Source organism: Streptomyces sp. NPDC055243, from assembly GCF_044544025.1.
Classification (GTDB): domain Bacteria; phylum Actinomycetota; class Actinomycetes; order Streptomycetales; family Streptomycetaceae; genus Streptomyces.
Window position 1 is genome coordinate 140,643 of record NZ_JBITWR010000014.1, and the last position, 12,438, is coordinate 153,080.

The 12,438-nt window shown below is 69.8% G+C and carries 9 protein-coding genes; 2 read left to right on the forward strand and 7 right to left on the reverse strand.

The annotated features are described in order from the left end of the window. The first annotated feature begins 47 nt into the window (after positions 1 to 47). Both ACIGXX_RS33225 and ACIGXX_RS33230 read left to right on the forward strand, forming a co-directional pair. Positions 48 to 1,589, forward strand: coding sequence for a CehA/McbA family metallohydrolase (locus tag ACIGXX_RS33225; protein ID WP_399981235.1), 1,542 nt, complete (start codon positions 48 to 50; stop codon positions 1,587 to 1,589). A gap of 130 nt (positions 1,590 to 1,719) precedes the next feature. Further along, positions 1,720 to 2,568, forward strand: a complete 849-nt coding sequence (locus ACIGXX_RS33230) for a hypothetical protein (protein ID WP_399981238.1) — start codon at positions 1,720 to 1,722, stop codon at positions 2,566 to 2,568. A 10-nt stretch (positions 2,569 to 2,578) separates the two neighbouring features. Here ACIGXX_RS33230 and ACIGXX_RS33235 read toward each other — a convergent pair whose 3' ends face one another. The 7 genes from ACIGXX_RS33235 to ACIGXX_RS33265 form a co-directional block, all read right to left on the reverse strand. Then, complete coding sequence (locus ACIGXX_RS33235) at positions 2,579 to 4,138, reverse strand: APC family permease (RefSeq protein WP_351162756.1); 1,560 nt, start codon at positions 4,136 to 4,138, stop codon at positions 2,579 to 2,581. A gap of 281 nt (positions 4,139 to 4,419) precedes the next feature. Further along, positions 4,420 to 5,898 (reverse strand): aldehyde dehydrogenase family protein, encoded by a 1,479-nt coding sequence (locus tag ACIGXX_RS33240; RefSeq protein ID WP_361466203.1) that lies wholly within the window; start codon positions 5,896 to 5,898, stop codon positions 4,420 to 4,422. Next, positions 5,895 to 7,634 carry a D-aminoacylase gene (locus ACIGXX_RS33245; RefSeq protein ID WP_351162752.1) on the reverse strand — a complete coding sequence of 580 codons (1,740 nt, stop codon included), beginning with the start codon at positions 7,632 to 7,634 and terminating at the stop codon, positions 5,895 to 5,897. The genes ACIGXX_RS33240 and ACIGXX_RS33245 overlap by 4 nt, the downstream gene beginning before the upstream one ends. Positions 7,635 to 7,806: 172 nt before the next feature. After that, positions 7,807 to 8,934, reverse strand: coding sequence for an LLM class flavin-dependent oxidoreductase (locus ACIGXX_RS33250; RefSeq protein ID WP_351162750.1), 1,128 nt, complete (start codon positions 8,932 to 8,934; stop codon positions 7,807 to 7,809). Between the two features lie 127 nt (positions 8,935 to 9,061). Beyond that, positions 9,062 to 9,847: an SDR family NAD(P)-dependent oxidoreductase gene (locus tag ACIGXX_RS33255; RefSeq protein WP_383819181.1), complete on the reverse strand. Its 786-nt coding sequence runs from the start codon at positions 9,845 to 9,847 to the stop codon at positions 9,062 to 9,064. A 29-nt stretch (positions 9,848 to 9,876) separates the two neighbouring features. After that, positions 9,877 to 10,836 carry an LLM class F420-dependent oxidoreductase gene (locus ACIGXX_RS33260; RefSeq protein ID WP_351162746.1) on the reverse strand — a complete coding sequence of 320 codons (960 nt, stop codon included), beginning with the start codon at positions 10,834 to 10,836 and terminating at the stop codon, positions 9,877 to 9,879. Between the two features lie 160 nt (positions 10,837 to 10,996). After that, the gene (locus ACIGXX_RS33265; protein ID WP_351163253.1) at positions 10,997 to 12,223 is read right to left on the reverse strand and encodes an amidohydrolase family protein; all 1,227 of its coding nucleotides are present in this window, start codon (positions 12,221 to 12,223) and stop codon (positions 10,997 to 10,999) included. Positions 12,224 to 12,438 lie beyond the last annotated feature (215 nt).

Genomic DNA, 12,438 nt, shown 5'->3' on the forward strand with positions numbered 1-12,438 from the left:
ACCAGGGTTGCCCTTCAGTCCCATCCGACACCCTGGGGAGCCGACACATGTGCGAGGACGAACACCGCCCGGCCAGACCCGTCAACACACCCCTGAACCGGCGCGGTCTGCTCGTGACGGGAGCCGCCGCCGCGCTTACGTTGAACAGCGTGAGCTTCGCGAGCGCCGCAGGGCGTGCATCCGGAAGTGGCGACGAGACCAAGGTGGTGCGCGGGACGCTGCCCACCGGGTCACCCGACTTCGTGTACCTGCCGGTCGAAGTCCCCGAAGGCGTACGCGAGATCCACGTCACGTACACCTACGAGAAGGTCACCGTCCCGGCGGGCACGCCCGGCAACGCGCTCGACATCGGCATCTTCGACCAGCGCGGCACGGCGCTCGGCGGCAAGGGATTCCGGGGCTGGTCGGGCGGCGCGCGTACGGAGTTCTTCATCCGCGCCGAGGAGGCGACGCCCGGCTACATCCCGGGCCCCGTCAAGGCGGGCACCTGGAACATCGCGCTGGGCCCCTACACGGTCGCACCGCAGGGCCTGCCCTACGAGGTCACGATCACCCTCAAGTACGGGGCACCCGGCAAGACGCCCAGGCCCGTCTACCCGCCGGAGCGGGCGAAGGGGCGGGGCCGCGCCTGGTACCGAGGCGACTGCCACCTGCACTCCTGGTACTCGGACGGCAGGCGCACCCCGGCCGAGATCGCGGCGCTCGCGCGGGCGGCGGGCCTGGACTTCATCAACACCTCCGAGCACAACACGCACTCCGCTCACGCCCATTGGGCCGACCAGGCCGGCGACGACCTCCTCGTCATGCTGGGCGAGGAGGTCACCACCCGCAACGGCCACCTGGTCGCCCTCGGCACGGACCCCGGCACGTTCATCGACTGGCGCTACCGCGCCCGCGACAACCGCTTCGGCAAGTACGCCCGCGAGATCCGCGACGCGGGCGGCCTCGTCGTCCCCGCCCACCCGCACGCCACCTGCATCGGCTGCAACTGGAAGTTCGGCTTCGGGGAAGCGGACGCCGTGGAGGTGTGGAACGGCGCGTACACCCCGGACGACGAGGTGTCCCTGGCCGACTGGGACGGCACGCTCGTCGCGGCCGTCCGCGGCCGCAAGCCCTGGATCCCGGCCATGGGCAACAGCGACGCCCACCGCGACCCCGACCCCGTCGGCACCCCGCAGACGGTGGTCCTCGCCGACGACCTGACCCGCGAGGCCATCCAGGCGGGCATCCGCGCGGGCCACAGCTATGTCGCCGAGTCCAAGAACGTCACGCTCAAGTTCACCGCCACCGGCGGCAGGGGCAAGCAGGCGGGCATCGGCGAGCGCCTCTACGTCGAGCAGGACGCCCCCGTCACGGTCCGCCTGGACGTCACGGGCGCCCCCGGCTGCACGATCCGCTTCGTGACGGACCAGGGCGTCCTCTTCACCGCCCCCGCGCTTCCCGCGTCGGGGTCCGGCACGGCGGAGTGGCGCACGACGCCTTCGTACGCGGCGTACGTACGGGCCGAGGTCCGCCACGCACCGGTGACGACGGGCCTCCCCGGTCCCCTGGCGGCGTTCACGAACCCGGTGTTCCTGGGCCGCAGCTAGGCGGCGGGCCCCGCGGGTGTGCCGCGCAGGGGGCTCCTCGACCTCCGGGGAGCCCCCCTCCTTAGAGTCGAGGACCCACCAGCGCCCCACCACACCCGCGCACCCAGGCCCCGCGCACCAGGAGAGACCCATGCCGCCCACCAGGCCCCGCGTCCTGTTCGTCACCGACCTCACCTACCAGGCGCGGGGCCGCCGGTACTGCGACGAGGACATCGCCCTCTCCTCCGCCCTGCGCGAGGAGTTCGACCTCGCGCTGTGCCACCCGCTGGACGCCGGGGCCCTGATGGACTCCTTCGACGCCGTACTGATCCGCAACAGCGGCCCGATCCTGAACCACCAGTCGTCGTTCGACGCCTTCCGCACCCAGGCACTGGCCTGCGGCACCCGCGTCCACAACCAGCTCACGGGCAGGGCGGACATGGCGGGCAAGCAGTACCTCGTCGACCTGACGGCGGAGGGCCACCCGGTGATCCCCACGGTCGACCGCCTCTCGGACGTGGAGAAGCTCCCGGACACGACCGAGTACGTGATCAAGCCCAAGAAGGGCGCGGACTCGATAGGCCTGAAGTTCCTCACCCGCCCCGAACTGGAGACCCACGTCCCCTCGGGGGACACACCACCCGAGGACGAGTTCCTCATCCAGCCCCGCATCGACTTCACGTACGAGGTGTCGTTCTACTTCATCGACGACACCTTCCAGTACGCCCTGCACGCCCCGCACCCCGACAGGCGCTGGGTCCTGGAGCCCTACACCCCGACCCCCACGGACCTGGCCTTCGCCCGCCGCTTCATCGCCTGGAACACGATCGACCACGGCATCCAACGAGTCGACGCCTGCCGCACCAGGTCGGGCGGCCTCCTCCTGGTCGAACTGGAAGACCTCAACCCGTACCTGTCCCTGGACCTCATCCCCCAGAAACACCGCGACGCCTTCATCACCAACCTGAAGACGTCGCTGCACAAGCTGCTGGCGGGCTGAGGAGCGGGCGTCAGTCCGCGACGACCAGTGCCGGGGTGTCCCGCTTCAGGACCTCGCCCCGGAAGAACGCCGGGCTCTTGCGGCCCATCACCAGCATGATCACCACGCCGAGGAGCAGCAGGCCCACGCCGATCACGAAGACGGAGCCGACGCCGAAGACGGAGGAGCCGCTGCCGTAGGCGGGGTTCCACATGTCCACGAGCGTCTTGACGAAGACCGCGGTCAGCAGGATGCCGCCGAACACCGGGAAGAAGCCCTTGAAGGCGAAGTCGCGCGCGGACGAGAACAGCTCGCGGCGGAAGTACCAGGCGCAGGCGAAGGCCGTCAGCGCGTAGTAGAAGCAGATCATGAGGCCGAGGGCGTAGATCGTGTCGACCAGGACGTGCTCGGAGACCAGCGTCATGACCGTGTAGAAGACGCCGGTCGCGACGCCCGCGACGACCGTCGCTCGGCCCGGGGTCTTGAACCGGGGGTGCACGCGCGCGTAGGACGCGGGCAGTGCCTCGTACGTCGACATCGCGAGGACCGTGCGGGCCACCGGGATGAACGTGGTCTGCAGGCTCGCGGCGGCCGATGCGAGGACGGCGACGAAGAGCAGGATGCCCAGGCCGTTGCCCATGATGGGCCCGGCGAGGGCGGCGAAGACGTTGTCGGAGGTGTCCGGGTTGGCGAGGCCGAGGCCCGTGGTTCCGGAGCCGACGGCCATCTGGGCGGCGATCCCGGTGGCGAGGTAGGAGCCGATCAGGACGACCATCGAGATGAGCGCCGCGCGGCCCGGGGTCTTCTCGCTGCCGGTGGTCTCCTCATTGGCGGTCAGGCACGCGTCCCATCCCCAGAACATGAAGATGGACAGGGAGAGACCGGCCGTGAAGGCGCCGAAGGACTGGACGGAGAACGGGTTCAGCCAGGACCAGGAGAAGTCCATGGACCCGGCGATGTCGCCGCTGCGGGCCTTGCCCAGGGCCATCACGACGAAGAGCGCGAGGACCACCAGCTGAAGCCCCACCAGGAGGTACTGCACCCCCTTGGTCGCCGTCATCCCCCGATAGCTGATCGCCGTCGCCGCCGCGATCAGGGCGAGGCACGTGAGGATGTGGACGGCCTTGTTGTCGTCCAGGGCGGCCACCGAGTCGCTGCTCGTGATCTCGCCGGCCAGGAGCCAGAAGTACGAGGTGGCCACGCCCGCCAGGTTCGACAGGACGATGATCGTGGCGATGACCAGGCCCCAGCCGCACATCCAGCCGATCCGCGGGCCGAAGGCCTTGACCGTCCAGGTGAACGATGTGCCGCAGTCCGGCATGGCCTTGTTGAGCTCGCGGTAGGCGAAGGCCACCAGGAGCATCGGCAGGAAGCCCGCGAGGAAGACCGCGGGCATGGCCAGGCCGACCTCGCCGGCCGTGGAGCCGAGGGTCGACGTCAGGCAGTAGACGGGGGCGACGGTGGAGATGCCGATGACCGCGCTGCCCATGAGGCCCACGGAGTTCCCGCCGAGGCCTTTGGCGCGCACGCCCCCGTCGGGGGAGCCGCTTACCGTGTCTCCGGCCTGGGGCCGTACGTCCAACTGGGTCATGAACAGGACGTTAAGGGCTGCGGTTTCCACATGCGGAGGATGAACATCCGGATCGTTCGGCTTTCAATCTATGGGTCCAGCGGCACGACTGCCATTGATTGACTGGGCAATGCCGGGATATTGGTTTCCGTTGCCAGGCAAAAGCCAGACCGTCCGGTATGCGGGAACCGCAGCACTGTCCGTTTTGCCCTGGTTCTAAATTTTCCCGAGCCGTATCCCGCAGCTCACATGGCGGACACTCGCGGCCCCCATCACCCCGGTCACCCAGGTCACCCCCGTCATCAACCCGGCCACACGATCGACTGCAGCTCGCTGTACGCGTGCAGCGCGTACGACCCCACGTCCCGGCCGACACCGCTCCTCTTGAACCCCCCGAAGGGCGCCTCCATGTTCCGGGCGATCGTGTTCACGCCGACCCCGCCCGCCCGCAGCCGCCGCGCGACCCGGAAGGCGCGGGCCACGTCGCCCGACCAGACGTAGTCCAGGAGGCCGTAGTCGCTGTCGTTGGCCAGCGCGATGCCCTCCTCCTCGTCGTCGAAGGGGACCACCACCACGACCGGGCCGAAGATCTCCTCCCGGACCACCCTCATGTCGTTCGTGCACTCCGCCAGCAGCGTCGGGGCGACATAGAAGCCGCGGTCCAGGCCGGGGCCCGCCGGGCGCTCGCCGCCCGCGACGACCCGTGCGCCTTCCTTCCGCCCCAGCTCCACGTACGACTCGATGCGGTCCCGGTGCGCCGCCGAGATCACCGGGCCGACGACCGTCCCCTTCTCGCGCGGGTCGCCGACCTTCATGAAACCGATGTAACCCGTCAGCTTCTCGATCAGGGCGTCGTGGACCGCGCGGTGCGCGATCACCCGTGTCGGTGCCGTGCAGATCTGCCCGCTGTAGAAGGAGTACGTCGTCCCTATCCCCGCCACCGCCGAGTCCAGGTCCGCGTCCTCGAAGACGAGCGCCGCGCCCTTGCCGCCCAGCTCCATCAGCTGCCGCTTCATGTCCCGGCCGCACACCTCGGCGATCCGCTGCCCCACCGACGTCGAGCCGGTGAAGCTCACCATGTCGACGTCCCGGGAGTCCACGGCCGCCTCGCCCACCTCCGGGCGCGCGCCGCTCACCACGTTCACCACGCCCGCCGGCGCCCCGGCCTCCTCGAGGGCCGCCGCCATCCGGTAGACCGACAGCGGGTCCTGCGGCGCGGGCTTGACCACGACCGTGTTGCCCATGGCCAGGGCGGGTGCCACCTTGCCCGCCGGGTTGGCCCAGGGGTTGTTGTACGAGGTGATGCAGGTGACCACGCCCACCGGCTGGCGGACGGTGAGCGCCCCCACTACGCCCGCCCTGCCCATCGGGCCCGCCTCGTTGATCTGCGGCACAAGCGCCGCCTCGACCGGTTCCAGGGCGCCCTTCGCGTACCGCTTGAAGCGCGCCACCGACACCGCGACCTGCATCCCGCGCGCCGTTCCGGTCGTCGCGCCGCTCTCGGCCTGGGCGAGTTCGGCGTACGACGCGAGATCGCGCTGCATGATCGTCGCGGCGCGGTCCAGGACCGCGGCCCGCTCCTCCGGACTCGTGCGCGACCAGGTGGCGAACGCCTCGCGGGCGGCCCCCGCCGCCGCGTGCACCTGCGCGCGGCTCGCCTCGGGGGCCAGGCCCACGACCCCTTCGGTCGCCGGGTTGATCACCTCGTAGTGCCCGCCGTCGGGTTCGATCCACTCGCCGCCGATGAACAGCCGCTGGGCGTCCGGGAGTTGACCGCTCACTTGGTGCTCACCGTCCTGGTGTCCCGGCCCGAACGCAGCACCGTCCCGGGCGTCGCCCCCGTCACCTGGTCCTCGCGGATCGCCTCGACCCCGTTGACCCAGACGGCGTTGACGCCGATCGCCTTGGAGTCGAGGCGCGGGCTGTCGCCGGGCAGGTCGTGCACCAGCGTGGCCTTGCCCGCGTCGATGCGCTCGGGGTCGAAGAGGACGAGGTCGGCGTGGAAGCCCTCCTCGATCCGGCCCCGCTCGCGCAGCCCGAAGAGCTGCGCGGGGTCGTCGGTGAGCATCTTGACCGCCTGTTCCAGGCCGACCAGTTTGCGGCCCCGCAGGCAGTCCCCGATGAACCGCGTCGTGTACGGGGCGCCGCACATGCGGTCCAGGTGCGCGCCCGCGTCGGAGCCGCCCAGCATGACGTCCTCGTGCTGCCAGGTCTCCTGGCGCAGGGCCCACGAGTCGGGGTCGTTGTCGGAGGGCATGGGCCACAGGACCGTACGCAGGTCGTCGTTGGCGCAGATCTCGACGAGGCACTGGAAGGCCTCCTGGCCGCGTTCGGCGGCGATGTCGCCGACGACGCGGCCGGTGAGGCCTTCGTTCTCCTTGGAGTACGTGTCCCCGATGACGTACCGGTCGAAGTTCGAGAGCCGCCGGAAGACCCCGGCCTCCTTGCTGGCGGCGTGGCGCAGCATCTCGCCCCTGACGTCCGGGTCGCGCAGCTTGGCGATGCGCTCGGGGACCGGCAGGCCGAGGACGTCTCCCCAGCCGGGGATCAGGTTCAGGGCGCAGAAGGTGCCGAGCGACATGTTCATGGGGGTGAGGATCGGCATGGTCAGGGCCACGATCCGGCCGCCGGACTTACGGGCGCGCTCGCTGGCGATCAGCTGGCGCGGGACGCGCTCGGGCACGGCGGCGTCGATGGTGAGGACGTTCCAGTTGAGCGGCCGTCCCGCGGCGGCGCTCATCTCGACGAAGAGATCGATCTCGTCGTCGCTGAACTGGTCCAGGCAGCCCGCGACGATGGCTTCGAGCTGTGTGCCCTCGTGCTCGGCGACGGCCCGGCTGAGCGCGAGCAGTTCGTCGGGCTTCGCGTGCCGGGATGCCACCGGCTGTCCGTCGCCGTCCGAGTGGGTGGACGACTGGGTGGTGGACAGGCCCCAGGCGCCGGCGTCCATCGCGTCGTGGAAGAGCCGCAGCATCTCCTCCAGCTGCTCGGGGGTCGGCTGCCCGCCCACGGCGTCCGCGCCCATGACGTACCGCCGCAGGGCACAGTGCCCCACCATGAAACCGGCGTTGACGGCGACGCGCCCCTCCAGGGCGTCCAGATATTCGCCGAACGAGCTCCACGTCCAGGGGGCGCCCTCTTCGAGCGCCACCAGCGACATGCCCTCGACCTTGGACATCATCCGCCGCGTGTAGTCGGCGTCCTCGGGCCGCGCGGGGTTCAACGGGGCGAGTGTGAAGCCGCAGTTGCCGCCCGCGACGGTGGTGACGCCGTGGTTGAGGGAGGGGGTCGCGTAGGGGTCCCAGAAGAGCTGGGCGTCGTAGTGCGTGTGCGGGTCGACGAATCCGGGGGCGAGGATGCGCCCGTGGGCGTCCTCGCTGGTCGTGGCGGTCTCGGTGACGGTGCCGGGCTCGGCGACGACGGCGATGCGCCCGTCCCGGATGCCGACGTCGGCGGTGTACGCGGGGGCGCCGGTTCCGTCGACTACGGTCGCGCCCTTGATCAGGTGGTCGAGCATGGCGAGGTCGTCCCCCTTGAAGGTTTTTTGTGGGTGCGGATTCAGCCCGTCCAGAACGGGTGGGTGGGCGGGAGAAGGCCCGTCCGGCACTTGAGGACAAGCCCGAAGGGCAAAAGGGGTTGCCCCGACCTCCGTCCGGGAGGGGAAGCCGGGGCAGCACAAAGGGGGCGGCTCAACCGCCGGAGGCACCCCGCATGCGCGTGGTGCGGTGAACGGGGTCCGTGTCGATCTTCGGAATCACGTGCTCACCGATCAGCTTGATCGTGTTCTTCGTGTCCTCGGGCGAGATCCCGATCGGCAGGCCGAAGCTGAGCTGATCGGCCCCCGCCTGCTCCCACCGCTTGCACTGCGTGAGCACCTCGTCCGGGTCGCCGCAGATCATCAGCTCCTCGGCGATGAGCAGCTCGATGATCTCCTCGGTGTACTCGGGGAGCAGCTCGGGCCACTCGGGGATGCCCTCGGGGCGCGGGAAGGTGTCGTGGTAGCGGAAGAGCAGCGACTGGAGGTAGTTGAGGCCGCCGCTGACGGCGATCTCCACGGCCTTCTTGTGCGTCTCCGCGCAGATCGCGGTCGAGGTCACCATGACGTTGTCGTTGACGAAGTCGCCGATGGCCTCGGCCTCCTTGACGGCCGTCTTGTACGACTCGACGACCCACTCCATGTCGGAGACCTTCTGCACGCTGAAGCCGAGGACGCCGAGCCCCTTCTTTCCGGCCATCGCGTACGAGGAGGGGGACCCGGCGGCGTACCACATGGCCGGGTGCGACTTCCCGTACGGCTTGGGCAGGATCTTGCGGGGCGGCAGCGACCAGTGTTTGCCCTGGAAGCCGACGTACTCGTCCTGGAGCCACATCTTGGGGAACTCGGCGATGGTCTCTTCCCAGAGTTCCTTGGTGTGGTTCATGTCGGTGATGCCCGGCATGAAGCCCAATATCTCGTGCGACCCGGCACCGCGCCCCGTCCCGAACTCGAAGCGTCCTTCGGAGAGATGGTCGAGCATGGCGACCTTCTCGGCGACCTTGACCGGGTGGTTCACCGGGGCGAGCGGGTTGAAGATGCCGGAGCCCAGGTGGATGCGGTCGGTGGCGTGGGCGAGATAGCCGAGGAAGACGTCATTGGCGGAGAGGTGCGAGTACTCCTCCAGGAAGTGGTGCTCGGAGGCCCAGGCGTATTTGAAGCCGGACTTGTCCGCCTGGATGACGTACTCGGTCTCCTCGATGAGCGCCTTGTGCTCGGCTTCGGGGTCGACCTTGGCCCGCTTGGCGGGCACGTATCCCTGTACAAAGAGACCGAATTCCAAGGAGGTTCACCATCCTCGTGAGGTTCTGACGAACAAGTTTCTGACGAACCGTCAGATTGCGATGCGACGACTGTTCCACCGGCGACAGGGACCGTCAATACCCGCGACCCGCCCTACTGACGTTCCGTCAGACAATGCTGACGCCCGCAAGCCACCCCCCGTCGATGACGAACGGCTGCCCGGTGATGTACGCCGAGTCGTCCCCGGTCAGGAAGAGCGCGAGGGCGGCCACTTCCTCCGGCTTCCCGATCCGGCCCAGCGGCACGAGCTTCTTGTAGAGCTCGGCGACGGCCTCCCGCGCCTCATCGGGGTCGGCGGTCGGGTCCAGCTGCGCGGGGTTGGTCATCGGGGTGTCGACGGCCCCCGGACAGACGGCGTTGACGCGGATGTTCCTGGCCGCCAGCTCCATCGCGGCGACGCGCGTGAGCCCGAGGATGGCGTGCTTGGTCGCGGCGTACGCGCCGACGTACGCCATGCCCGTCATCGCCGTGTACGAGGCGGTGTTCACGATGGTCCCGCCGCCGGCGGCCTCGATCTCGGGCGCGACGGTGCGGATACCGAGGAAGCAGCCGATCTGGTTGACCTGGATGACCTGCTGGAACTCTTCGAGCGGGGTACTGACGAGTTCGTTGAACCGCAGGATTCCGGCGTTGTTGACCAGGCCGTCCACCTTCCCGAAGGCGTCCTTGGCCGCGACCACGGCGGCCTGCCAGTCGTCCTCCAGACCGACGTCGAGGTGCACGTACTTGGCCACGTCCCCGCCGAGCTCCTTGGCGAGGGTCTCGCCCTGGTCGTCGAGCACGTCGCCGATGACGACCTTCGCCCCCTCGGCGGCGAAGAGCCGCACCTCCTGCTCGCCCTGCCCGCGCGCCCCGCCGGTGACGATGACGACGCGGCCGTCCAGCTTGCCCATACGAGTCTCCTTGCGTGAGGTCAGGGCTCTCAGTTGAGGTGCGGAGCGACTTCGGCGGCGAACGCCGCCATCTGGTCGGTGAGTTCGGTGCGGCCACGGCTGCGGAACCGCACCTGGATCTGCTGCACGCCCATCGCCCCGTACGCGCGCAGCGACTCGGCGAGGGCGTCCGGCTTCCCGCTGAGCGTCCGCCGCCCCACGGACCAGCCGGGCTCCCCCACGTACAGGGGCTCGGCGATCGCCCCCACGACGATCGGCTCCGCCACCCCCGCCTCCTCGCGAAGGCGCTTGAGCCTGGCGATCTGCGCGGGCAGCTTGTCGCGCGGGTCGCCCTGCGGCAGCCATCCGTCGCCGCGCACGGCGGCCCTGCGGACGGCGGCGGGCGACGAGCCGCCCACCCAGACGGGCACGCGTTCCTGCGCGGGGCGCGGCTGCTGGCCGAGTCCGCTGAAGTCGTAGTGCTCGCCGTGGTGTTCGGGGTACTCCTCGGGCCCGAGGCAGGCCTTGAGCGCGTCGACGGTCTCGTCGAGCACGGACCCGCGCCGCGCGAAGTCGGCGCCCACGGCGTCGAACTCCTCCTGCACGTGCCCGGCGCCCACCCCGAGGATCAGCCGCCCGCCGCTGAGCCGGTCCAGGGTGGCGTACTGCTTGGCGCCGACGAGCGGATGCCGGAGCCCGACGACGGCGACGTGGCTCATCAGCCGTACGTTCTCGGTGATCCCGGCGAGGAAGGAGAGGGTGGCCACCGGGTCGTACCAGACGGTGCTCATGGTGTCGGCGAGCCGGCGCGGAATGGCCACGTGGTCGCAGCTCGCGATGTACGCGAAGCCGCCCCGGTCGGCGGTGCGGGCGATCTCGGCGAGGTCCTCGGTGGTGGCGTCCGCCTCCCACGCCTCCGCGTACATGACGCTCTGGGACTGGATCGGGAGCTGCATCCCGTAGACCAGTCGCCCCTGCGGGAAGATGTGCGCCAGCGCGTTGGCAGCCATGGGAACCCGACCCCTCACCTTGATCTGACGATGTGTCATATACGGCGACGGACTCATCGTCGTAGCTGACGCACCGTCAGGCAAGGGGTCGGAGGCGACTGCCACGAGCGGTCCCGCGCCGGTCTCCCCCGCCCCCAGGCCTACGCCCCGTCCCGCACCCCTACGCCCCGGGCCCCGCCCACAGCCCGTCGCGCGTGAGCCCCAGCAGGTCGATGGCGTTGCCCCGCACGATCCGGTCGATCACGTCCGGCGCCAGGTGCCCCATCTGGGACTCGCCGACCTCCCTGGACTTGGGCCAGGTGGAGTCGGAGTGCGGGTAGTCCGTCTCGTACAGGACGTTCCCGACGCCGATCGCGTCGAGGTTCTTCAGGCCGAAGGCGTCGTCGAAGAAGCATCCGTAGACGTGCTCGGCGAAGAGCTCGGACGGCGGCCGGTGCACCTTGTCGGCGACCCCGCCCCACCCCCGGTTCTCCTCCCAGACCACGTCGGCGCGCTCCAGGATGTACGGAATCCACCCGATCTGCCCCTCGGCGTACATGATCTTCAGGTTCGGGAAGCGCTCGAACTTGCCGCTCATCAGCCAGTCGACCATCGAGAAGCAGCAGTTGGCGAAGGTGATGGTGGACCCGACGGCGGGCGGCGCGTCGGCGGAGGTCGAGGGCATCTTGCTGCTCGACCCGATGTGCATCGCGATGACGGTGCCGGTCTCGTCGCAGGCCCGCAGGAAGGGGTCCCACTCGTCCGTGTGGATGGAGGGCAGGCCCAGGTGGGGCGGTATCTCGGAGAAGGCGACGGCGCGCACGCCGCGGGCGGCGTTGCGGCGGACCTCGGCGGCGGCCAGTTCGGCGTCCCAGAGCGGGATGAGGGTGAGGGGGATGAGACGGCCGTGCGCCTCGGGCCCGCACCACTCGTCCACCATCCAGTCGTTGTACGCCTGTACGCCGAGCAGGCCGAGTTCGCGGTCCTTGGCCTCGGTGAACGTCTGCCCGCAGAAGCGGGGGAAGGTCGGGAAGCAGAGGGCGGACTGGACGTGGTTGACGTCCATGTCGGCGAGGCGGTCGGGCACGCTGAAGGAGCCCGGGCGCATCTGCTCGTACGTGATGACCTCGAGCTTGATCTCGTCCCTGTCGTACCCGACGGAGGTGTCGAGGCGGGTCAGGGGCCGGTGCAGGTCCTCGTAGATCCACCAGTCCCCTATGGGGCCGTCGTCCCCCTTCGCCCCCATCACGGGGGCGAACTTCCCGCCCAGGAAGCTCATCGACTTCAGGGGCGCCCGGACGACGCGGGGCCCGCTGTCCCGGTACTTCGACGGGAGCCTGTCCTGCCAGACATGGGCGGGCTCGACGGTGTGGTCGTCCACCGAGATGATCCTCGGGAACGTCGGCAAGGTCTCAGTGGTCTCCATGTGCTCCACGGTAGCGCTGATCTGACGACCCGTCAGCTAGTCGTCGGCGATCCGTCGGCCGCGCACCGGGCGTCCACCGCCCGTTCGCGGGCCGCCCCTTACCGGCCACCGAGTGCGTGGACCCTGTGAGAGCCGTCTCGCACAGCTGACGCATCTGCCATGAACAAGGCAAACTGGCGGGGAGCAAGAACCTGGTA

Coding starts and splice junctions, on each gene's coding strand:
- ACIGXX_RS33235 (WP_351162756.1), bottom strand. CDS start 4,138: ATGACCCAGTTGGACGTACGGCCCCAGGCCGGAGACACGGTAAGCGGC.
- ACIGXX_RS33245 (WP_351162752.1), bottom strand. CDS start 7,634: ATGCTCGACCACCTGATCAAGGGCGCGACCGTAGTCGACGGAACCGGC.
- ACIGXX_RS33225 (WP_399981235.1), top strand. CDS start 48: ATGTGCGAGGACGAACACCGCCCGGCCAGACCCGTCAACACACCCCTG.
- ACIGXX_RS33260 (WP_351162746.1), bottom strand. CDS start 10,836: ATGGCTGCCAACGCGCTGGCGCACATCTTCCCGCAGGGGCGACTGGTC.
- ACIGXX_RS33230 (WP_399981238.1), top strand. CDS start 1,720: ATGCCGCCCACCAGGCCCCGCGTCCTGTTCGTCACCGACCTCACCTAC.
- ACIGXX_RS33255 (WP_383819181.1), bottom strand. CDS start 9,847: ATGGGCAAGCTGGACGGCCGCGTCGTCATCGTCACCGGCGGGGCGCGC.